This is a genomic window from Vibrio splendidus (assembly GCF_024347615.1).
In the GTDB taxonomy this organism is placed as follows: Bacteria; Pseudomonadota; Gammaproteobacteria; order Enterobacterales; family Vibrionaceae; genus Vibrio; species Vibrio splendidus.
The window spans coordinates 1,634,319-1,657,171 of the sequence record NZ_AP025509.1 but is presented as its reverse complement, the minus strand read 5'-3'; the positions used below and the strand labels follow the sequence as shown (position 1 = coordinate 1,657,171).

At 44.0% G+C, this 22,853-nt stretch carries 22 protein-coding genes; 15 read left to right on the top strand and 7 right to left on the bottom strand.

Translation table 11 applies throughout. The annotated features are described in order from the left end of the window. Nucleotides 1-136 precede the first annotated feature (136 nt). Nucleotides 137-340, top strand: a complete 204-nt coding sequence (locus OCU90_RS24505; protein ID WP_017082971.1) for a hypothetical protein — start codon at nucleotides 137-139, stop codon at nucleotides 338-340. 198 nt (nucleotides 341-538) lie between these two features. On the opposite strand, the gene OCU90_RS24500 is transcribed toward OCU90_RS24505, so the two are convergent. Then, a complete protein-coding gene (locus tag OCU90_RS24500; RefSeq protein WP_004732733.1) occupies nucleotides 539-1,429 on the bottom strand; it encodes a LysR family transcriptional regulator in 891 nt (296 codons plus the stop codon). Between the two features lie 156 nt (nucleotides 1,430-1,585). On the opposite strand from OCU90_RS24500, the gene OCU90_RS24495 reads away from it, so the two are divergent. Both OCU90_RS24495 and nagB read left to right on the top strand, forming a co-directional pair. Then, the gene (locus OCU90_RS24495; RefSeq protein WP_017092459.1) at nucleotides 1,586-1,939 is read left to right on the top strand and encodes a MaoP family protein; all 354 of its coding nucleotides are present in this window, start codon (nucleotides 1,586-1,588) and stop codon (nucleotides 1,937-1,939) included. 570 nt (nucleotides 1,940-2,509) lie between these two features. Then, nucleotides 2,510-3,310 carry a glucosamine-6-phosphate deaminase gene (nagB, locus tag OCU90_RS24490; protein WP_017111336.1) on the top strand — a complete coding sequence of 267 codons (801 nt, stop codon included), beginning with the start codon at nucleotides 2,510-2,512 and terminating at the stop codon, nucleotides 3,308-3,310. A gap of 266 nt (nucleotides 3,311-3,576) precedes the next feature. Here the strand turns inward: nagB and OCU90_RS24485 are convergent, their stop codons facing one another. From OCU90_RS24485 to OCU90_RS24475, 3 genes are all read right to left on the bottom strand, one after another. After that, complete coding sequence (locus OCU90_RS24485) at nucleotides 3,577-4,113, bottom strand: MltR family transcriptional regulator (RefSeq protein WP_193835446.1); 537 nt, start codon at nucleotides 4,111-4,113, stop codon at nucleotides 3,577-3,579. A gap of 50 nt (nucleotides 4,114-4,163) precedes the next feature. Next, complete coding sequence (locus OCU90_RS24480; protein ID WP_061021194.1) at nucleotides 4,164-5,312, bottom strand: mannitol-1-phosphate 5-dehydrogenase; 1,149 nt, start codon at nucleotides 5,310-5,312, stop codon at nucleotides 4,164-4,166. A 182-nt stretch (nucleotides 5,313-5,494) separates the two neighbouring features. Next, nucleotides 5,495-7,387 carry a PTS mannitol transporter subunit IICBA gene (locus OCU90_RS24475; RefSeq protein ID WP_061021192.1) on the bottom strand — a complete coding sequence of 631 codons (1,893 nt, stop codon included), beginning with the start codon at nucleotides 7,385-7,387 and terminating at the stop codon, nucleotides 5,495-5,497. 570 nt (nucleotides 7,388-7,957) lie between these two features. On the opposite strand from OCU90_RS24475, the gene OCU90_RS24470 reads away from it, so the two are divergent. The 4 genes from OCU90_RS24470 (at nucleotide 7,958) to norW (ending at nucleotide 13,036) form a co-directional block, all read left to right on the top strand. Then, nucleotides 7,958-8,824, top strand: a complete 867-nt coding sequence (locus OCU90_RS24470) for a hypothetical protein (RefSeq protein WP_061021191.1) — start codon at nucleotides 7,958-7,960, stop codon at nucleotides 8,822-8,824. 323 nt (nucleotides 8,825-9,147) lie between these two features. Further along, nucleotides 9,148-9,804 carry an NAD(P)H-dependent oxidoreductase gene (locus OCU90_RS24465; RefSeq protein ID WP_061021189.1) on the top strand — a complete coding sequence of 219 codons (657 nt, stop codon included), beginning with the start codon at nucleotides 9,148-9,150 and terminating at the stop codon, nucleotides 9,802-9,804. Nucleotides 9,805-10,359: 555 nt separating this feature from the next. Next, nucleotides 10,360-11,865 (top strand): anaerobic nitric oxide reductase flavorubredoxin, encoded by a 1,506-nt coding sequence (gene norV, locus OCU90_RS24460; RefSeq protein WP_061021188.1) that lies wholly within the window; start codon nucleotides 10,360-10,362, stop codon nucleotides 11,863-11,865. A 1-nt stretch (nucleotide 11,866) separates the two neighbouring features. Beyond that, the gene (gene norW / locus OCU90_RS24455; protein WP_061021186.1) at nucleotides 11,867-13,036 is read left to right on the top strand and encodes an NADH:flavorubredoxin reductase NorW; all 1,170 of its coding nucleotides are present in this window, start codon (nucleotides 11,867-11,869) and stop codon (nucleotides 13,034-13,036) included. Nucleotides 13,037-13,135: 99 nt separating this feature from the next. Here norW and gltS read toward each other — a convergent pair whose 3' ends face one another. Both gltS and OCU90_RS24445 read right to left on the bottom strand, forming a co-directional pair. Next, nucleotides 13,136-14,362 (bottom strand): sodium/glutamate symporter, encoded by a 1,227-nt coding sequence (gene gltS, locus OCU90_RS24450; protein WP_004732723.1) that lies wholly within the window; start codon nucleotides 14,360-14,362, stop codon nucleotides 13,136-13,138. Nucleotides 14,363-14,678: 316 nt separating this feature from the next. Then, complete coding sequence (locus OCU90_RS24445) at nucleotides 14,679-15,035, bottom strand: YibL family ribosome-associated protein (RefSeq protein WP_004732722.1); 357 nt, start codon at nucleotides 15,033-15,035, stop codon at nucleotides 14,679-14,681. A gap of 401 nt (nucleotides 15,036-15,436) precedes the next feature. Here OCU90_RS24445 and OCU90_RS24440 point away from each other — a divergent pair, with 401 nt between their 5' ends. After that, the gene (locus tag OCU90_RS24440; protein ID WP_061021185.1) at nucleotides 15,437-16,234 is read left to right on the top strand and encodes a DUF4344 domain-containing metallopeptidase; all 798 of its coding nucleotides are present in this window, start codon (nucleotides 15,437-15,439) and stop codon (nucleotides 16,232-16,234) included. Between the two features lie 147 nt (nucleotides 16,235-16,381). Here OCU90_RS24440 and OCU90_RS24435 read toward each other — a convergent pair whose 3' ends face one another. Continuing rightward, complete coding sequence (locus OCU90_RS24435; RefSeq protein ID WP_004732720.1) at nucleotides 16,382-16,768, bottom strand: tautomerase family protein; 387 nt, start codon at nucleotides 16,766-16,768, stop codon at nucleotides 16,382-16,384. A gap of 277 nt (nucleotides 16,769-17,045) precedes the next feature. On the opposite strand from OCU90_RS24435, the gene OCU90_RS24430 reads away from it, so the two are divergent. From OCU90_RS24430 to OCU90_RS24400, 7 genes are all read left to right on the top strand, one after another. After that, nucleotides 17,046-17,666 (top strand): LON peptidase substrate-binding domain-containing protein, encoded by a 621-nt coding sequence (locus tag OCU90_RS24430; protein WP_061021183.1) that lies wholly within the window; start codon nucleotides 17,046-17,048, stop codon nucleotides 17,664-17,666. Nucleotides 17,667-17,776: 110 nt separating this feature from the next. Beyond that, on the top strand, nucleotides 17,777-18,424 hold the full coding sequence (locus OCU90_RS24425) for a sigma-70 family RNA polymerase sigma factor (protein ID WP_061021181.1): 648 nt from the start codon (nucleotides 17,777-17,779) through the stop codon (nucleotides 18,422-18,424). Beyond that, complete coding sequence (locus OCU90_RS24420) at nucleotides 18,417-19,127, top strand: ChrR family anti-sigma-E factor (RefSeq protein WP_061021179.1); 711 nt, start codon at nucleotides 18,417-18,419, stop codon at nucleotides 19,125-19,127. The genes OCU90_RS24425 and OCU90_RS24420 overlap by 8 nt, the downstream gene beginning before the upstream one ends. Before the next feature lie 144 nt (nucleotides 19,128-19,271). Beyond that, nucleotides 19,272-20,219 carry a YbgA family protein gene (locus tag OCU90_RS24415; RefSeq protein WP_017077064.1) on the top strand — a complete coding sequence of 316 codons (948 nt, stop codon included), beginning with the start codon at nucleotides 19,272-19,274 and terminating at the stop codon, nucleotides 20,217-20,219. Then, the gene (gene phrB, locus OCU90_RS24410; protein WP_061021176.1) at nucleotides 20,216-21,676 is read left to right on the top strand and encodes a deoxyribodipyrimidine photo-lyase; all 1,461 of its coding nucleotides are present in this window, start codon (nucleotides 20,216-20,218) and stop codon (nucleotides 21,674-21,676) included. Before OCU90_RS24415 ends, phrB begins: the two co-directional genes overlap by 4 nt. A 14-nt stretch (nucleotides 21,677-21,690) precedes the next feature. Continuing rightward, complete coding sequence (locus tag OCU90_RS24405; protein ID WP_061021174.1) at nucleotides 21,691-22,122, top strand: nuclear transport factor 2 family protein; 432 nt, start codon at nucleotides 21,691-21,693, stop codon at nucleotides 22,120-22,122. Further along, nucleotides 22,122-22,853 (top strand): SDR family NAD(P)-dependent oxidoreductase, encoded by a 732-nt coding sequence (locus OCU90_RS24400; protein WP_054546096.1) that lies wholly within the window; start codon nucleotides 22,122-22,124, stop codon nucleotides 22,851-22,853. The genes OCU90_RS24405 and OCU90_RS24400 overlap by 1 nt, the downstream gene beginning before the upstream one ends.

Here is a 22,853-nt window from a genome sequence, read left to right as displayed (position 1 = left end):
AATCACAAAAAAGGGTTTTCTTTTTACGCAATTCGACTAAATTTAACCTTGAGAAGAAACTCTTCTCACAACGTCAACGATAGGTACTTAGCACACTAAGATGCAGAGACCTGTCGAATATAAAAAGGAAAAGGCTATGGTTCTTCACACGTGTCGTATTGTTTTATCAAACCAACAGGTTCTCACCAGTCAATCAGTCGAGCAGTCTCTCAGCTTTCTTGAAGAAGAAGCGAGTAAGGGGATTTCTAAAATTGAGATTGACGCAACGGATGGCAATCAAATCCATTCATACCTGTCACACTCTCTTGAAGAGTCTATTGAGAATCTAATGAATCTCTAGAATTTTCGAAGAATAGGGCTTTTAAAAAAGGTTACGCATACCAGGCTTAAACGGTTTTATCCGAGTTAGGGTTATCTCTGATTTGGAAAAGAAAATCATCTCTGGTTTAAAACAAAAATGGCTCCCAACTATACAATTAGTTAGGAGCCATTTTTTATTGAATCTAATCAACAAAGCCGTTGCTTACCGCGAATGCCGCTACTCTGGTGCTTGTTCAGCGGCTTGTTGCAACGTATAAGCGGTCGATGGATCAATTTCGTTAACCAACTTCTCGACCTGCATGATCGCATCAACCGAGGTGCTGCTTTTGCGGTAGCTGAGATAAATTGGGCGATACCAATCTTCAACACCTTTCACCTTATGCAGCTGACCTGAGTCGATAAAAGGTTCAACCATAGAAACAGGTAAATACGCACTGCCACCTTTCTCTAAAATGAAATCGAGGGCAATACGAGCCGTAGAGGTACGTAAATACGGAGCTGGAACTTTAGGGTGACGTTCTGCGTGTTCTGAACCGAAGCGCGTTCCCCAATCGACATACACATACTTATGTTGGAACACAGATTCCAGATCATCTTGCTGCGTTGATACCAACACCAAAACCAAATCAGCGACTTTTTTACAGTTTAGCTCTTCCGCTTTAATTTGATCGAAGGCGAAAGCCATATCTAAGGTTCGCTCTAGCAAATTACGGTTCAGTTGCTCGCGCCCCATCACCTCAGCCATGAAGCCATAACCACCAAAAGAATCGGTCACTACGCTTAAACAGTTTTGCAGATACGCATCCCAAATATTCGGAGTGCCACCTAGTGTTAACTGCAAGGCTTTTCCACTCTCTAACGACAGCTCAAACTTAGCTTGTTGTAAGGTGGATACCATCACTTCAGCATAACCAATCAAACGCTCACCGGAAGAGGTAAGCTTGATGTTATTGCGGTCACGAATGAAGAGCTGAGTATCAAAATAGCCTTCAAGCTGTTTGATCCGCGCACTCACCGCTGCTTGTGTTAAATACAAGTTTTCAGCTGCGCGCCCAAAGTGGCGCACCCTTGCAACCTCAAGAAAGGTTCTAAATACTTTCACATCCATCAAAAATACATCTCTGTAATAAATCTGCTAACTAGCCGATCTAGGATTGTTTATCGTAAAGGCAAAAACGTTTTGTTTCCTATTTTAGCCTTTTAACAATATTTTCGCGTGAGCAATAAACACTAATTTCTATCTAACCACATTACTGAGGCTGATATGTCTGAGACCGAATTCCGACACGGAAAAAAACGTTTTTATGACACCATTAAATTCCCACGAGGGTTCGCTAAGTCAGGTGATTTTACTCTTTCAGAAGAAGAAATCCTAACCTTGTTTGGTGACACTATGCTTGCACTTGAGACTGGTGAACTAACACCGACCAATGCTGAAGAAAGACATTTCATCAAAGTATTGGCTCACCCTCATAAGGCTAAGTCCAAGTTAGACCGTGTTTGGTTGAAGTACATTCAACTGGCTCGTGGACGCCGTCGCTTTCATACCCTAAACGGCTGCAAACGCGGTGAAGTGCCTAGGGAAGAATACGACAGAGAGTTAGTGTTAGAAGATTAGTAAAACTGCTCAAAGTGATACCTAATCACTTTGGGCTTTTTTTCATAGCATATTAACGGCAACTTAAAAAAAACGCATCTTCTTCGTAATGAGTAAGTTTAGCCAACCTGTCCAGTTTTACCAATATTTATAGAAAATTCATAGTGATAGCTTTGAATAATCACTATTCTTAAATATACCCATGCTCATTCACGCCTGTCGGTGATACTTCCTCACTTTTTCTCCTCTTTTTTGCGCGGCAGTGCCACATAAGTATCACTCTTTGATCATACGTCCATTGCACTCCTGACCATCCACTCATCCACTCATCCACTCATCCACTCAACAAAGCTTGTTGATCTTTCAGACCCTGAATCAAACCCATCTGACGATATATGACAAACGTATTAATCTTGTTTAACGACACCAAATATCCATACAAAAAATGTGCAATCTTGAGAGTTCTAGTCACAGATATCATTAAAAAAGTAAAAACTTGACCTAAAACAATAGCGGAAGTGGGTAACTTATTTTATAATGCGAATTAATGTTTCAGAACACTATAAAATTTAATTTCTAGGGGCAAAATCAATGAGACTTATTCCTTTAAGCAACAAAGCAAAAGTAGGTAAATGGGCTGCTCGTCACATCGCAGATTCTATCAAAAAATTCGCTCCAACTGCTGAGCGTCCATTTGTTCTAGGTCTTCCTACTGGTAGCACACCTCTAACTACTTATGCTGAGCTAATTGAACTTTACAAAGCGGGCGAAGTAAGCTTCAAGCACGTTGTAACATTCAACATGGATGAGTACGTTGGTATCGACCCGAACCACCCAGAGTCTTACCGCACATTCATGCACGAGAACTTCTTCAACCACGTTGATATTCAAGCAGAAAACATCAACCTGCTAGACGGCAAAGCTGAAGACATCGATGCTCACTGTGCAGCATACGAAGAGAAAATCCGTTCATACGGCAAAATCAACCTGTTCATGGGCGGCGTAGGCATCGACGGTCACATCGCATTCAATGAGCCAGGTTCTTCTCTATCTTCACGCACTCGTATCAAAACGTTGACTGAAGACACTCGTATCGCGAACTCTCGTTTCTTCGATGGCGACATCAACCAAGTTCCTAAATACGCACTAACTATCGGTGTTGCTACTCTTCTAGATTCTGAAGAAGTAATGATCCTTTCTCTAGGCCACAACAAAGCGCAAGCGCTTCAAATGGCTATCGAAGGTTCTGTAAACCACATGTGGACTGTTACAGCTCTACAGATGCACCGTAAAGCTATCATCGTTGCTGATGAGCCAGCTCAACAAGAGCTTAAAGTTAAGACTCTACGCTACTTCCAAGAGCTAGAAGCTGAAAACATCCAAGACCTATAATCCCCATAGTCTTGAATAGCAGGGCGTTTTTAATAAAGAGAGCGTCTTGAATAGAAAAAGCCACTGAACGTGGCTTTTTTTGTGCCTGCTACTTTTGTATTTGATAAGCGGGGGAAAGTGTCGAGAGTTTTTGATAGACACAAAAACAACAAAGCGATTTCTCCAACGAGAGAAACCGCCATCATTTTAAGCTTTGGATTGAAACGAACGAACAGCTACAAGATATGTAGGATGTGAAACAAGATAAGCAGGACTGCAAACTAGAACTAAGAACTCAGTGCGTTATCTCGGCATAAGGTCGTGATAATGTCAGTGATAGCCAAAACGATCGTCGACTTCACTTTCTGATTGTGTCGACCCAAGAACATTTGAAGCATTGGGCCCGACATGGTTTCCACCATCTCCGAGTCATATTCGATAGGCATTATGCGTTGAATCGCCTGCACCTTGTTGAGCTCAAATATAACGTCGACTTCTGTGAAGCTAGTGTCTTCACCTTGTATTTTCGCCCACTCTTTCAAGGTAACGAAAATCTCTAAATCATCGTAGAGCTCTTTACTGATCACACCAAGCCCTAATAGCAGCTTAGCGCGGATCATAATCTCGCCCAACGGACCGCCACTGTTGAGAAGTGGTTCAACAACAAATTTAATTGCCGTGTCGTCTTTCTTGAAAATGTTTTTTAATACGGCATCTACCGTGTCGTCCAATGCATCGTAAGCCGCCATTAGACAGGCGCTAGCGCTCTCAGCTTCAGATAGGGCTTCGAGTAATTCAGTTTCGTGGCTAGTTTGTATTGGCATAACGGCTCGACAATAAGAAAGTGCCACTGGTGTGGCACTTTGATGGTTTATCATTTCAATGCTAGATAAGCTTCTTCCGCTAGTTTAACAACTTCTGAGTCACTATTCAGCTCAGAATAATGCTCTAATGTCTCAGCAAACCCTTTTTCTGCGAACATTGCTTGAAGTTCAACCGCTTGTGGGTCGTCTTCATTCTTGTAATGGAACGCAGCTGCGATTGCTTTTACTAAGTGAACATTCGGTAGGCCGTACTCTAATGTGCCATTCAGAGGCTTAACTAGGCGGTCTTGTGGGCTCAGTTTACGAATTGGCTGACGACCAACACGGTCTACTTCATCACGCAGGAACGGGTTAGCAAAACGACCAAGAATCTTTTGGATGTAGGCAGCGTGAGCTTCTGGATCAAAGCCGTAACGCTTAATCAGAACCGCACCACTCTCTTCCATCGTTGCTGTTACTTCAGCTCGGATTACGTCATCTTCGATAGAGTCTTTGATTGTCTCGTGACCCGCAAGTACACCAAGGTATGCCGTTACCAAGTGACCCGTATTTAGCGTGAACAATTTACGCTCAACGAAAGCCATTAGGTTGTCAGTGCATTCCATACCTGGGATGTTCGGAATCTCACCCTTAAATTGTGTTTGATCTACGATCCACTCGCTGAACGTTTCAACGGTTACGGCTAGAGGGTCTGTTTCGCCCGCTTCTGCCGGTGGCACAATACGGTCGACCGCTGAATCAACAAAGCCAATGTGCTCTTCAGTGAAGGCTTTCATTTCATCAGAAAGGTGCTCTAACACTGCTGCTTTTAATTGGCTAGTACCGCGAACCATGTTCTCTGCCGCGATAATGTTCATTGGTGCCGTGTTGTTTGCTGCTGCACGCTTTTCAATGCCTTGAGCGATAGATTTAGAGATGATTTTAAGAACAGTAGGGCCAACGGCTGTCGTCACAAGATCAGACTCAGCGATGCAATCTACTACAGCGCTTGTCGCTGAGTTTACTGCTGTCACGTTCTTAACCACTTCTACAACACACTCTTCGCCAACAATCTTAACTGGGTATTCTTGGCGTTCAATTAACGCATTTACAACCGTTTCATTTACGTCAGCAAACGTAACCTTCATACCTGCATCAGAAAGAAGCTTACCAATGAAACCACGACCGATATTACCTGCACCAAAATGTAACGCTTTCATAATTTTGACCTTATAAATATTTGAATCTAGATAGCTAACGGCTCAACAACATACCTTGACGATGTGCCTTAGGCATTAAGCAGTAAGCTATTCAGACTGAATCTTGTAAGAAAGATTAAGACCGAAATGAGGCCAGTAGGGGGATACTGGCCTCCTTCACTCAGGAGCTTGACTAGAGCTTTTTAGTTTCCGTTGAGAATACGTAGAACATCAGCAGGGTTTGTTGTGTTCTGTAAGCATTCCACAGCCTCTTCATCATCGAGTGAATTGGTAATAGCCATCAGCACCATGTTGTGCTCATCGCCTTGTGCGGCAATACCGATAACCATCTTCGCGATATCATCTTCATCTTCACCCCACTGAATACCTTCAGGGTACTGACAGAAAACAATGCCGGTTTTTTGTACATATTGTTTTGCTTCGATTGTGCCGTGTGGCACAGCGATAGACTCACCTAGGTAAGTAGACACAAGCTCTTCACGAGCAAACATGCCGTCTACGTATTCCGGTGATACGTTGCCAAGTTTTACTAATTGTTCGCCAGCAAACTTGATTGCGTCTTCTTTCTGAGTCGCTTTTAGGCCAAGGAAGATGCTGTCGTCAGTGAGTGCAAGCTTGTTGCCTTCTTGTGCTGGAGCGGCAGCAGGCGCCGGAGCTTCTACTTTCGCTTCACCACTTTGAGCATCGACAAGCTCAGCAACTAGTTGGTCGTATACGCCGCCGTCTAGGAAGTTGCTTAGAGACATATGCATCGCACCTGGCACAGTGCTACGAGCACGGTCTGTTAGGTCTTTATGCGTAATAACGATTTGCGAATCAGCCGGTAGGTTGTTGATTGCGTAGTTGGTCACTTCAATGTCTAGGCCAGCTGTTGCTACTTTCTTACGTAGTAGACCTGCACCCATTGCACTTGAACCCATACCCGCATCACACGCTACATAAACAGCTTTAACATCCGCTAGGTTTACATCAGCGCCTGATGCTGCACCTTTAGAAGACGCTTTCATGTCTTTCATTTGAGCTGAGGCTTTTTCTAGTGAATCTTCGTCGTCACCTTGAGCTGAAGTCTTAAGTAGGATTGAAGCTACGATGAAAGACACAGCCGTTGCAGCGATTACAGAAAGTACAACACCGATGTAAGAGCCTTTAGGTGTCATCAACAAGATAGCGAAGATAGAACCTGGTGATGCTGGAGAGATAAGGCCAGAATCGAACACTACGTTAGTGAATACACCCGCCATACCACCTGCGATTACAGCAAGGATTAGACGTGGGTTCATTAGAACGTAAGGGAAGTAAATTTCGTGGATACCACCTAGGAAATGGATGATAGATGCACCAGCAGCAGACTGCTTCGCGCTACCTTTACCAAACACCATGTAAGCAAGTAGAAGACCAAGACCCGGACCTGGGTTAGCTTCGATTAGGAAGAAGATTGAGCGACCAATCTCTTCAGATTGCTGGATACCTAGTGGAGAGAAGATACCGTGGTTGATTGCGTTGTTTAGGAATAGGATTTTCGCAGGTTCAACAAAGATAGAAGCAAGAGGTAATGCACCCGCTTCAACCATCACGTTAACGCCAGCCGCCAAGCCAGAAGATAGAACTTTAACTGCAGGACCAATCACGATGAACGCAATGATCGCGCAGATCATGCCGATGATACCAGCCGAGAAGTTGTTCACTAGCATTTCGAAACCACTCTTCACTTTACCGTGAACAGCTTCATCGAATTTCTTAATTGCGATACCACCCAGTGGACCTACAATCATTGCACCCATGAACATTGGGATATCAGTACCAACGATAACACCCATTGTTGTGATAGCGCCGACTACCGCACCGCGGTCACCACCAACCATTTTACCACCGGTGTAACCAATCAATAGTGGCAATAGGTATGTAATCATAGGGCCAACCATTGATGCTAACGTTTCGTTAGGCCACCAACCGGTTGGGATGAATAGTGCAGTAATGAAACCCCACGCAATAAATGCGCCGATGTTTGGCATTACCATATTGGATAAGAAACGACCAAAGTTTTGAACCTTAATCTTTGCTTCTGGTGATAACATAGGTAGAACCCCGTAATGTATTGGTTGGTCAAATGACCGAAAGTGTGTACTCAAAAGTCGATTAAAATGTATCACAACATTTCCAAAATGCACCTTAGCCCAACTTTCGTGACAAACATCACACACAAAAAACACTTTAGGGTTAACAAGAGCACTTTAGATCACAAAAACACCATGAATTTAAATTACAAAGCCAAATTGATGAGAATAAATACCATTAACACAAGATCTAGATCACGCTTTGTTTTGTAATACTTAAAAATAAATAGTGATAAGAATCACACTAAATAAAATATAGCATCTAAGATCTATATAAACCGTATAAAAGAACATCGTATCACGTATAGAAAATATGCACCCAGATGAGTAAAATCGCTAATCATGTAATTTAATTACAAAAAGAACCACATTTCCCACAAAATCAAAATCAGACATGACTTTCGACTAAAAACATAGACCAGTGAGCAGCAGTTGCCATTAGTAGATGTGATATGGTATTCATCAGTGCTATCACATCATGTATCTCTCCAAAACCCATCAGCGGATCACTCTGCTATTTGAGAAAAGACTATGTCAGACAAAATTTCCACATCCGCACTCGCTAAACAAAAAGGCGTAGAAGCTAAAACTTTATTTAGCGATCTAAAAACAGCGGGTTATATCGTGCGCTCACAAGAGCGCTGGGTTCTTACAGAACGAGGAGAAAGCTTTGGTGGGGAATATGTCGAACATAAGAAGTTCGGTGTCTTTATTGTCTGGCCAGAGAAACTGCTTATCGATTTGGATTCATTCTCAGGAAACACATTGACCGCCACTCAGCTCGGCGGTGCCTTTCAACTCAGCGCAAAGAAAATCAACTTATTGCTCAATGAGCTTGGCTGGATAACAAAAGAAGACGACGGCTGGCACGTCACCTCTACAGGCTTACAAGCAGGCGGTGAGCAAAGGGAAGATAAAGCGACTCAAAACCTATTTGTGGTATGGCACGATTCATTGGTTCGCAATAAACGTTTGAAGCAGTCTGTTGTCGAATTTCTAGGGCATGATGCTGAAAGCCACTCTACCGATGTCTCGTTTTCTAGCTTTCGTCAGAAATTTGAGGCGAAACACCGAACCTTAGACGGACATTATGTGCGTTCAAAGGGAGAGCTGATCATCGATAACTGGCTTTATATGGCGGGAGTGGTTCATGCCTATGAACGTCCGCTCCCGATATCAAAAGAAGTAATGAGCGATTTCTACCTGCCAAGCGGCAAGATATACATTCAGTTCTGGGGAACAGATTCAGGCCCTATAGAAGAAGACAAACGAAATGCGACCAAGAAAGTTTACCAAGAGCACGGTTTTAGCTTGATTGAACTTAACCCTGAAGATATCCCAAACCTCGACAGCGTACTTCCCTCTTTATTACGCCAATATGGAATCAAAGCGTACTAACTGGCTGATTTTCGAAAACCAACACACATCCAGATCACACTAATCAAATCATTATGGACATTATTAACCATAGTGATTTGATGTGTTCGCTATTTTTCCCAAGCCAATCTTCTATTATCTTACACCCATCGACTTGAGCTACCGCAGATACTCGATTTATTGGGGCATGTTCGATAGCCATTTAAGCGTTCAGCCTTTTAGAGGCTGACTGTTCTAGAAACGACTTCTATAGAGATATAGCCTAAATGCGTTATCCGTTTATTGTTGACGTTACCGAACATAAAACCCTACAACATTTATATTGATAGATATTAGGATTCAACATGACTCATCCAATCATTTCAGATCTAAACACTCGCTACACAGCTAAAAAATACGATGCAGAAAAGCGCATCTCTGCGGAAGACATGGAAGTAATCAAAGAAGCACTTCGTTTGTCAGCTTCTTCTATCAACTCTCAGCCTTGGAAATTCATCATCATTGAGAGTGACGCAGCAAAACAACGCTTCCACAATACTTTCGAGAACATGTTCCAGTTTAACCAACCGCATGCGAAAGAAGCGTCACATACGATCCTGTTTGCTCACGATCCTAAGTACACTAAAGAGAAATTCGCAAAGCGTGCTGACACAGAAGTAAGCTCTGGTCACCTACCCGCTGAAATGTACGAGCAGTTCTTAGGGGCTTACGCATTCGCAGAAATGAACACAGACGAAACAGGTTTCAACGGTAACTGGACTAAGTCTCAGGTGTACATCGCACTAGGTAACACAATGCACACACTGGCTCGTCTTGGTATTGCTTCAACACCGATGGAAGGCGTAGATGCCGCTATGATCGGTGAAGAGTTTGCTGACGAACTGGAAGGTCACGTTGTTGATGTAGCACTGGCTATCGGCTTCCACAAAGACGGCGAAGACTACAACCACGGTAAACCAAAAGCGCGTCTAGCGCTTGATGAAATCGTGACGACGCTTTAACGCGTTGATTAAGATGACGAATGAATCAACAGCTATAACACGTTAAACAGTTACAACGCTTAACTGCTACAACGCTTTAATTTTTAAAACGCTTTTTCGTTTTACAAAATATAGTTTCAACAGCACTTCAGACTGTTAAATTACACTGCCTTGTTTTGGCCAGACACTCGTCTGGCCTTTTTCATTTATGTATTTCGCATCCATCTTGTCTATCTCAGCTTTAGCCATTCCAGCCGCTTTTTAGGCCACCAATACTTGATCAATCCACGTGTTCTAATTCGCGAAGCGCAGGAGTTACGCTATAATCCCCGTTGTTGAAACAGGTTCCTCACCCTGCTCTTTCTGAGCAAACATCATTAATTTTCTTGCCAAACCGCTACAAATCCACAAAGTCATAAAGACACCTAAGATTCATTTTAACCACAAAATGTAGCACGTCAAAATGACTCACCAAACAACATAAACACCAAGTAAACACATTTAAAACAGACACTTAAAAACATGGCACAACTAGTGCAATGAGAGCCTTAGATATTTAAATAAGGTATTATCATTATGACTATTCACGTTAAATCAAATGTTCATTGGGTCGGCGTCCATGATTGGGAAACAGAACACTTCCATGGTAAGGAATACCACATGAACAAAGGTACCAGCTATAACTCGTACCTGATTCGTGAAGAGAAAACGGTGCTTGTTGATACCGTTGATCATCGCTTTACTGAACAATTCCTTGCAAACCTTGAGATGGAAATCGACATCAATGAGATCGACTACATCATTTGTCAGCATGCTGAAGAAGACCACTCAGGTGCCCTTTCGGCACTATTAGCCAAAATTCCAAACACACCCGTCTACTGCACAGAAGCTGGCGTTAACTCGATTGTTGGCCATCACCATCAGCCTGACTGGAACTTCCGAACCGTTAAAACAGGCGACACGCTCGATGTCGGTAACGGTAAGCAACTCATCTTTGTTGAGATGAAAATGCTGCACTGGCCAGACTCAATGGCAACATACCTCACTGGTGACGAGATCCTGTTCAGCAACGATGCGTTCGGTCAGCACTACTGTGATGAAAACCTATTCAACGATCAGCTAGACCAAGTAGAGCTGCACGATCAATGTCTGCGTTACTTCTCGAACATCCTCACACCTTTCGCACCTTTGGTGAAAGCGAAGATAGAAGAAGTATTGAGCTTAGGTGTGCCTATCGATGTTATCGCAACCTCTCATGGCTGTATTTGGCGCGACAACGCGACGCAAATTGTTGAGCAATACTACGAGTGGTCTAAAGCGTACAAAGAAGATCGTATCACCATTGTTTACGACACCATGTCGAACAACACTCGCATGATGGCTGACGCAATCGCAAAAGGTATCCGTAAAGGCAGCCCGGAAACAGCAATCAAGGTCTTCAACATTTCAAAGCACGACAAGAATGACATCCTTGCCAATATCTTCCGTTCAAAGGGTGTGCTTGTTGGTTCATCGACCATGAACAATGTGATGATGCCGCAAATCGCTGCACTACTAGAAGAGATCCACGGCTTACGTTTTGCAGGTAAAAGAGCCGCGGCATTTGGTTCTTCAGGTTGGACAGGTGGCGCAGTAAAACGTATCGACGCTCGCCTACGTGAAGCCAACTTCGAGGTGAGCGCACCTCAGCATATCCACTGGAAACCAGATACAGACGCACTTCGTCAATGTATTGATTACGGTATGACACTGGCCGAGGTTTGGCGTGTGAATCCAGACGAAGTCAGCGCACCAAAGCAAGTATCACGCAATGTTACACCGCTTGAAGCCACACCAGCACCGGCAAACACCACTGCCGAGCTCAAAGACACGACAGAGCAGGAAACAGAAGTAGCTCAAGATAAGTCAAACCACAGCGCAGACTGTACTTGCTGGCGCTGTACTGTGTGTGAATGGGTATATGACCCACAGTTGGGTGAACCTTACCAAGGCGTTGAGCCAGGAACACCTTGGGCACAAGTGCCGGATGACTTCCTTTGCCCAGAATGCCATTTAGGCAAAGAAGTATTTATGGAGAAGTAGCATGTCGAACATTGTGATTGTGGGTGGTGGTTTCGCCGCCCTACAAACCATAAAGATGGTACGTAAAATTGACCAAGATATCGCGATAACCATGATCACTGCAGATGCAGGGGTTGAGTACAGTAAGCCGAATCTTTCACACGTATTCAGCCAGGCTCAAACACCACAAGCCTTAGCCGTTAATAACGCTCAGCAATTGGCTGAGCAGTACAACGTGGTCATCAAAACCGGAGCTTTAGTCAGCGAAATCGATACCAAGCAGCAGTGTGTTCGTGTTGATGGACAAACTATCCATTATTCGAAGTTGGTATTAGCAACGGGCGCGACGCCTTTTATACCACCAGCGGAAGGGCTTAAACGCAGCGCGACCATTACGTTAAATAGTTTGGAAGAGTTCGAGAAACACAAAGCTCAGATCGATGACGCTCAACGCATCACCGTAATGGGTGGAGGCTTGATTGGGGTAGAGCTCGCATTCGACCTTCAAACTGCGGGCAAAGATGTCACGATTATCGAACCTGCAAGTTATCTGTTGAATAGCCTTGTGCCACCTTTCGTTTCGCTTGAGTTGGAAAGGGAGCTGACAAAAGCAGGGGTTACCGTCGAAACCGACTCTGCGATTTGTCGAGCGACTTACCTGTCTGATGGAGTGAGGTTGCAAACCACTTCTTCTCGATTGATACGAACAGATATCGTGATTGCCGCAGCAGGGCTAAGACCAAACGCGCAGTTAGCCACGCAAGCGGGAATAGAAGTAAACAAAGGGATTGTGGTCGATGACACCATGAAAACCAGCGCCAGCAATGTGTATGCGATTGGTGATTGCGCTGAAATTGAAGGTCGTGTGATGGCCTATTTACAGCCAGCAATCTTGTCGGCAAACGTGTTGGCGAAGCAGCTGACTAAGGATAAAGGAGAGATCAAAGTGGGCGAAGCAAAGCTCAGCTTGCCTCATATGATCACCAAGGTGAAAACACCGAGTTACCCTATTCAGCTCGCAGGGCGCGATATTCACACTGCTCAGAGCTGGGAAACTCGATTCGATCCTAAAGGCATTGTCGCCAAAGGCTTCAATGAAGATAACCAGTTGGTTGGATTCATCGTCACTGGAGAACACACCAAAGCCGCGTTCCCTCTTCTTAAAGAGCTACAAGCAAGCTCACCCGCATAAGTTCTAGAGGCGCTAATACAAAAAAAGCCAGTCAACAGACTGGCTTTCTTGTATTCATCTTAGTGCGATGAGCTCATCGCATTTAAGCACAGGCGAACATTAACCGATAAACGAGATGTAACCTTGAAGGATGATCAGGTTAACGATATCGATAAAGAAGGCACCAACGATTGGCACAACCATGAAGGCTTGTGGCGACGGACCGAATCGGTTCACCAAAGAACCCATGTTCATTACCGCTGTTGGTGTTGCACCTAGGCCGAAACCACAGTGACCACCCGCCATAACCGCTGCGTCATAGTTAGAACCCATTACTTTGAACGTCACAAAGTAAGAGAAGATACCCAACACCACAGCCTGAACCGCAAGGATAACCAAAAACGGAATCGCAAGGTCAAAGATGTTCCAAAGCTTAAGGCTCATTAGCGCCATCGCTAGGAACAGCGACAATGACACCGTACCAAGAATATCGACCGTTTCACTGTCGGTTTTATGCAGCTTAGTCACTTCAAAAACGTTAGTGATGAACACACCGATAAACAACGCGTAAACGAAGTCAGGAATCATCAACCAAGAAATTTCAAAAGTCGCCACCCACTCTTCTAGGTATTTCGCCCCCGAGATACAGATAAGAAGAATGAACAATACTTCAATCACCTTCTTCGCTGTTACTTTGTCTTCTTCATACTCGTTGTAAGTAACAAGCTCAGGAAAACGTTCGTGGGTTTGTGTGCCAGTGCCGTACTCAGATTCAAGCTGGTTTTTATCAATCAGCTTTTGTGCTACTGGGCTACCGATAATACCACCGATAATCAAACCAAACGTCGCTGAAGCCATCGCGATTTCTAGAGTATTGGCAATGCCAAACGTGTCTGAAAAAGTTTGAGACCAAGCTGCGCCCGTGCCGTGACCACCCGAAAGCGTGATAGATCCAGCAATCAAACCCATTAAGGGTTCAAGGCCTAATGCCGTCGCAAGTGTTACGCCTACACCGTTTTGGATAATGATGTAAACCGAAGCCACCCCTAAGAATAGGAATACCTTAGCACCACCTTTTATCAGCTGCGTGTAGTTAGCCGCAAGGCCGACCGTTGCAAAGAACATCAACATAAACGTGTTCTGCAGGGGCAAGGAAAACTCAAGATCAAGGCCGTTAAAGTGCAGGGCTGTAATAGCAAAAGCGACAATCAAGCCGCCGACAATGGGCTCTGGAATATTGTACTTTTTGAGAACCGGAAGCTTTGCATTGACGAAATGACCTAGAAACAAAACACTAATCGCGATTAGGAAGGATTCTAGTGGTCCAATTGAAATTAATTGATTCATATAACCTCTATTTTTTTACGTTCTCATCTTCCTTAATGAGTCTAGTTTTATCTGTAATTATCTGTGCTGCTCTACCTATATTTATACAAACTGGAGAGAAATTGTAGATTCGAAAAGCGAACACATTACTGCGTTCACTTAGTGCCATGTTAGTGACACGTTAACTTTTATAGGAGATAAAAGGATTTGTGACAACAATCACCTCCAAAAAGTTGATAACGGCGTGAGTATCCTTGCCGCTGACTCTGCTTTTTTAATACCTAAAAAAGCAAAAAGGAGCTATTACTAGCTCCTCTTTCATCACCATCACTGGTAATTAGAATTTTTTCGGTGCGTAACCAGTCATAACCTCAATGCGAAGCTCTTTACCGATCTTCGTCATTGGGTGAACAATTACGAGCCCTTTTACAGACTTCTTAAGTTTACCCATATCCGCTTGCTCAGCTTTTGTAATCTCACGGCTAAATGGCATATCAACCAAAGACTTACGCTCTTGATTTACATCGAAGCTTTCTTTGTGTTTCAACTGAGCAATTTTCTTGGTTAGCTTCTTAATCTCGTCTTCAAATTGACGAACAACAGGACGATCATTACGAGTTTTAGCAGCCGCTAACTTGTTGCGACATTTGTCTAGACGGTTGTTAATTTGTTGAAGTTCGTTTTTAACACTCATAATAATTTCCTAAGATTTAACAAGCCAATTCGGATTGGGGCGCGGAGTATAGCACAAGGGTTCACTTGAACCGAAATTTATCTATCAATTACCAACAGAAACGAATCACATCAACGCTGGTCATTCAGCTCGCCAATTCTTTGTAGCCGAACCTCAAAGCGGGTCACTCATTAATCAGCGAGTGTCGACTTCAAAAATTGCTGTCCTCGATGCTTCAAAATTCAGTCTAAACTTGTAATCTAACCACCGTAATTAACTCAATTAACTTAAACAGCTTAAACAGCTTAAACAGCTTAAACAGCGTAAGGTACATAACTTGGATCGCGTAACTTGAGTTACATGACTTAGGGGGATCACCTTAACACCGAGCCTGAATCGCAGCATAATCACAAGGATAGCCGATGACATTATTGAAACGAACACTGACCTACAGCCTAGCCCTTAGCTCAGTGTTTGCCCCGACTTATGCATCTAGTGAACAAACAACCCAAAATAACCTGATCGTTGAGTTCTCTTCACCACAAAATACTGAAGAAGAGCAGCTCAAACGTGAAATTCAAAACAGTGGCGTCAATGACACTGTGATTGACCTGTCAAACCAACTCTTCATGTTTGAAAAGCCATTAACCATTCAATACGGCGGGGAAGAGGGTCCACTCTACGATCCACAAACGCATCAAGTGCTTATCCCGTATAGCTTCTACTCTGAGTCGCTTAATTACTTTGAAAAGAATCAATACGAAAAAGAGTATGGAAAGACCGCGCAAACTGGTGCTATCGATACCTTGCTTCATACTCTACTGCACGAAGCTGGGCACGCTTATATCGAAGACCAGAATATTGCCATACTGGGAAAAGAGGAAGATGCCGTTGATAACCTCGCGACCGTGCTTTTACTTAACTATGTAGAACATGGAGGTGATGCCGCAATCAGCGCCGCTGACATGTTCGCTTTCGAGTCAGAAGACCGCCCTGAGTATTACGACTTGGGTGAATACATTGATGAGCACAGCTTTGATCTACAGCGTTACTTCTCCACGTTATGCTTGGTGTATGGCAGCGATCCTGAAGCCTACAAGAACTTGCTCGATGAAGTGGAAAACGACTATTTGAAAGATAGGAAAGAGTTCTGTGTGGAGTACTTTGATGTCATCAATGCCAACTGGCACCGTTACCTAAAAGAGAACGACGAGAGCTAATGGTTTAACCTTCTCGATTGGTCTTGTTCAATAACAAGCGGCTTAGTGTTTTTCTAAAGCCGCTCTCAGTAATCTTTAAATCTAATGTTTGAAGTGGAATATATCTTAGTCCTGAGACCTTAGAACTTAGAACTTAGAACTTAGAACTTAGACCTTCACTTTATACTTCAGGTCTTGCGCTTCATCACCGGTCATACCTCGAAATCCCCAACAGTGTGCAGGTTGTTCCTTGATGGTTATTTCGATATCAATAGGAGAGATAGCTAACTGCTTCTCTATCTCAGAAAATATCTTCTTAATTAAGCGCTTCTTGGTGTTGACCGCTCGACCTTCCATCATATTGATCTCTATAACGGTGTAGGCTTCTGTTCGTCCTTCTGGATAAAAGAAATCGTCCCGCTCCAATGGTACAAATCGATGCGCTCGCTTGTCATCGGGTAAACCCATTTCACTGTTTAAGCACTGTTGCAACACATTAGAGAGCTGCAACTTAATTGGATTCAAGCACTCTTTGATACCATATATAACAATCATGACCATTCCTTTGATGCGATGTCAGGTAAAGAAGAAGGTTAGATAGAAGCATCGTCTGGCGACTACCCATCCGCTTACTATTCGTACATATATTACCTAATGACGCGTATGAAAGAAGGTAAAAACAATGAATTTATGAGCATGTGCAACAAAAAATCATCTGCTTTGGCTCATGTCTGGAGCTCATCACCCAATAACAACAACCACAATCAATTGATCGAACACCACCGACTCCGCGTATATCTTCTCAAATTACATTTGAACTAAGGAGTGCTATGTGCCGAATTCATCGAGCCAGACCACACGGACAGACGCCGAACCAGAGACACTCGTAGAGTCTTCTCTCGAGCTCGCCGTATTTCCCCTTCCGATATTTCTTCTGCCCGGAGGTCGCCAGAGGCTACGCATCTTTGAACCAAAATATCTTGCTATGGTTGCACATGCGGCCCAAGGAGATGGGTTCATTATTGCCACCCAAGACAGCACCAACTCTGAACATCTCAGTTCTTGGGGAACCAAAGTGTCCATCGTTGATTTCAACATGTCTGACGACCAAATTTTGGAAATCGATGTCGAAGGTCAACAACTGGTTCAGCTTCACGGATCATTTCGAGACGACGATGACCTGATAAAAAGCCAGTTCAGGTTATTACCTCATTGGCCAGATCTAGAATGCAAAGTACCGAACGTATTTACTGCATTCTTAGTACAGCTGTTTCAAGACCACGATTCAATCAGAACGCTCTACCCCACTCCAGACTTCGAAAGCCCACGATGGATCTGTGCGCGATTACTCGAAATGATGCCTATCCCATTGGAAAAGAAAACAGAATTTACCGAACCCGCTAGCTTTCCTTCTTTAGTTCCTTTTTTGAATCAAATCATTACGGGGCAATAAGCACTTTTCTTCACTATAATTTTGTATAGTGGAAATTAATTTAAATTAAAGTGATCCCGACCTTCTCCTTTCACGTAGTGCCACTCAAATTCGCATGATGGTTAAGTACTATGCAAGTCGAAAGCAGAAGTTCAGGGAACGGCAAGGAGCATGTCATTATCCCCGACAACAAACTACCTAATGAAATTAAGGTACCTACAGAGCTCTCAAGCTGGTTGATTTTGGTTGGTTCAGACCGAGACAAACAAGCCTTCACCTGTTTGTTCAAGTTCTTCGCACCTAAGATCAAGCGTTTTGGAATCAGCAAATTGGGCAGCGAGGCTGCTGCAAACGAGCTAGTTCAAGACACAATGACTAACGTTTGGAAGAAAGCGCATCTCTACAACGAAGAGAAAGGCGCTGGGACTACTTGGGTCTACACCGTGATGCGAAACGCTGCTTTCGACATGCTAAGAAAGGTAAAAGCTAAAGCAGAGCAAACCATCGCTGACGACATTTGGCCAATAGATGCAATGGTCGCGGAATCTCAAAGTGATGAATTACCGTTTGGTGATCATTTGATGAGCCGCCATGTAATGACTCAAATAGAGAAGTTGCCTTTGGCTCAGAAAACGATTGTTAAAGGCGTTTACTTTCAGGAGTTGTCACAAGAGCAACTCGCTCAACAACTTGGCGTCCCACTTGGAACCGTGAAATCACGTCTAAGACTCGCTTTAGCCAAACTTAAGGTTCACATGGGGGAACAAGATCATGATTAAACACCACCCAAATGCCGCAATTTTGAAAGATTTTGTCGATGGCACACTTGCAGACTCAGTTTCTTTGATTGTCTCTAGCCATGTAGAACTGTGTGAACACTGCCAACAACAAGTAAGCATGCTGACGGCGCAAGCTGCTGACACTGTCTTTGAAAGCGATACATCTGCCTTTGAAAACGACACAGCAAGGCTAAAACTGTCTGACAGCGAAATGGATGCGCTCCTATCCGATGACGAAGAATTTGATTTTGACGCTATCGACCAGATCACTGCTGATTCATCTCAAGCTATCGAAGTGACACCCGAAGTTCAGCAAGTTACGGTTGCAGACACCACGTTCACTATTCCTCGCGCGTTGAACTCAGTGGCGAGAAAAGACTGGATGAACTTAGGCAAAATTTCGCGAGCGCGACTCGATTTTGATGACGAAGCTCATCACACCAGCTTGCTGCACATCGACAAAGATGGACAAGTGCCTTGCCACACCCACAAAGGCTTTGAGATTACGCTTCTTTTAGAAGGCAGTTTCGAAGACGAAATGGGCGTCTACAACAAAGGCGACTTCATCTGGTTAGATGGTGACCACACCCACCAACCAGCCACCAAAGAAGGTTGTGTGTGTTTAACTGTTTCAAGTGATGCGCTTTACTTCACAAAAGGTGTGAGCCAGTTATTCAACCCACTGGGTAAATACATTTATTAGATTGAAAAGATTTACCGGGTACCTCACAAGACTCATAGAGTTGGCTAGTAAGCAAAGTAAAAACCGAACTAAAGTAATGTTTAATAAGCAACAAAACACACAACATAAGAATAACAACGAGCAATGAGCGTAAGGAATTGACCAATGGATAAAAAAATAAAAATAGGCATTAGTGCATGTGTCGCCGGTCATAAAGTTCGGTTCGATACTGGTCATAAACGTTCGCGCTTCTGCACCGACGATCTTGCAGATTACGTAGAGTTGGAACCTGTTTGCCCAGAGATGGGCATTGGTCTTCCAACGCCTCGACCAACCATCCGTCAAACAAGAATGTTAGACGATATCATCCATGTTTCTCGCCCAGATGGTTCTGGCGATGTCACCGATGAACTGATCGAGTTCGGTCAAAATTATTCAAAGAACAACCAACACATCGCTGGCTTTATTGTGTGTCAGAAAAGCCCAACCTGTGGCATGGAGCGAGTAAAAATTTACCACCACCATGGACGTGGCTCTGAATCGACAGGCGTTGGCTTGTTCACCAAACAAGTGATGGAAGGCAACCCATTACTTCCTGTTGAAGAGAATGGTCGCCTCAATGACCCTATTTTGCGCGAAAACTTCATGACACGTGTCTTCACTTATCAGAAGTGGCTAAACCTTGTTGACGAAGGCGTAACTAAACACAAGCTGATTCAATTCCACAGCGCTCACAAGTACTTGGTAATGTGTCACCACATTGAAGGCTATAAGAAACTTGGGAAATTATTAGCAAGCAACGATCTTGAAATCGATGAGTTGGCAAAACAATATATTGAAGGCTTGATGACGGCATTATCTCACCACGCGAACCGTGGTAGCCACGCCAATACTCTGCATCATTTGCAAGGTTACTTTAAGAAACAATTGAGTAGCGCGCACAAGCAAGAGCTTACCAATCAGATTTCATCATTCAGAGAAGGTCTTGTTCCTCTGTTAGTTCCACTAACACTGATTAACCACTACTTGATGGAATATCCAAACGAGTACCTTGAATCACAGGTTTACCTAAACCCGCACCCACAAGAACTTAAGCTGAGATACGGATATTGAGCGACATTCTATGGATAAGACGAGACCTGAGGATTCACGATAACCCAGCGCTCGTCGCGGCAGTTGAAAACGGCGTCTCTATCGCCGTTTTTATTTCAACGCCACAGCAATGGCAGCAACACCACCTTGCGCCAATCAAAGCCGATTTAATCTATCGTCACCTGCAGCAACTTGAATCCCAACTCGCTGAATTTGGGATCAATCTTTTGCACCTCAAAGCCCGCGATTTTGACGACCAAGCCGCACAACTCACTCATCTATACAAACAGCTTGATGCGACGTGTGTTTACGCTAATTCTGAGCCTGAAGTGGATGAGCAGTTAAGAGACAAACGCTTAATCGCTAGCGGTATAAAACTGAAGATAACCGACTGCGATACGATTCTGCCATTAGGTAGCGTGCTGAATAAACAAGGTGAGATGTTCAAGGTTTTCACACCTTTCAAAAACGCATGGTTAAAAGAAGTTCAGGTGAAAGGTATCATTTGCAGCCACGCTCCAGTGCATTCAATAGGATCAGCGCAAGCAGGTTCATCTGAAACGGATTCGCTTCAGAACCTATCACCTCAGAACCCGTCACCACTGAATCAATCGTTAAGTGGTTTTTCTGGCGAGTACGATTTCGACTTTCCGCGTACCGATTCAGAGCGTTGGCCACTAAGCCAAGACGTCCTTGAGAGCGTGATCCCCAATTTCTTAGCCAATAAAGTTAACGATTATTCTCGCCTTAGAGACATTCCCTCGATAAAAGGCACGTCTGGACTATCCCCTTATTTGGCGATTGGCGCTGTAAGCCCACGTTGGTTAGCGATTCAGTTGATACAGCAACAACCCGATTTGTTGTTTGACACACAACTGCCAGCCTTTTCTTGGCTTAATGAATTGATTTGGCGAGATTTTTATAAGCATTTGATGTTCCATCATCCTAAACTGGTTAAAGGTGCGAACTTTCAGCAGAAATACAACGGCTTAGATTGGTATCACGACAACCCTAGCTTCAAGGCGTGGTGCGAAGGAAAAACCGGATATCCATTGGTTGATGCAGCAATGCGTCAATTGGTTGAGACAGGCTGGATGCACAACAGGCTAAGAATGGTGGTGGCAAGCTTCCTAACCAAGCACCTGCTGATCGATTGGCGTTGGGGTGAGCGTTTCTTTATGTCGCACCTTATCGATGGTGATTTCAGCGCGAATAATGGTGGCTGGCAGTGGGCCTCAAGTACTGGCTGTGATGCTCAACCTTACTTTCGAATTTTCAATCCAATCACTCAGAGTGAAAAGTTTGATCCAAAAGGAATTTTTATTCGTAAGTACATACCAGAGCTGCAAAACATCCCAGATAAACATGTTCATTTCCCACATGACTTTATCGCTAAAAACGGAATAGACAGCGAATACTGGCAACCCATCGTTGAGCACAAAGAAGCACGATTGAGAGCCTTAGCCTTCTTCAAATAATTAGAGTGAATATTATGGATAACTCTCTATGGCTTGATAACTTTCTCAACATGTATCGAGAACTCGGAACCGACAATTTCGACGTGCTTAAGACGGTTTATCACCCTGATATTGAATTCCAAGACCCGCTGCATCATGTCAGCGGTATTTCGGCGCTTACGCACTACTTTGAGAACCTCTACACCCAGGTAACGAGCTGTTACTTCCATATCGAGCACACTTTCGAAGTGAAAGACGAAGCTTCGGTGTATTGGACGATGCAATTTTCTCATAAGCAGCTGAACGGTCAAAAGCCGATCGAAGTGCAAGGACACAGCCACCTCAAGATGCTCGACGGTCAAGTGGTCTATCACAGAGACTATCTTGATGTCGGCTCTATGTTGTACGAACACATTCCAGTTCTGGGCTGCGCCATCAAATCCATCAAAAAGAGAGCGAGCCAATAATGCGTATTATGATCACAGGCGCGACCTCAGGTATCGGCCAATCACTCGCTATCGATTACGCTCAACAAGGGCATCAGGTAATTGCGTGTGGCCGTAACCCAGACAAACTGCAAGCCTTGGTTGATTCTCACGAGACAGACATCGCGCATTCATCCATTACGCCGCTCTGTTTCGACTTAACCGATTACCACAACTTCCCAGAGCTCGACCAAGACAAGCCGCTCGATCTGCTGATTTTAAATGCGGGTGATTGTGAATACATCAACGACCCAGTGAATTTTGATGCTGAGCTTTTCGAGCGCGTCATCAACATCAATCTAATTTCAATTGGCTACGCCCTTAAAGCCTGGCTAAAAAACATCAAGCCCGGCGGCCGTTTGGTTTTAGTAAGCTCCAGCGCCAGCTTTTTACCTTTGCCAAGAGCCGAGGCTTATGGCGCTTCAAAGGCAGCCCTCACCTACTTGGGCAGAACACTGTCGGTTGATCTGGCCGAGCACAATATTCATGTCTCAATTGTGCACCCAGGCTTTGTTGAAACGCCATTAACCGAGCGAAATACTTTCTCTATGCCTATGATTATTAGTAGTGAGGCCGCAACTCAGCGAATCGTAAACGGGATTGCTCAAGGAAAGAGTGAAATCGATTTCCCAAGACGATTCATCATGTTGATGAAGCTACTAAGAATGCTTCCAACTCCAGTTTGGCAAAAACTCGCTTCAAGGATGGTATAA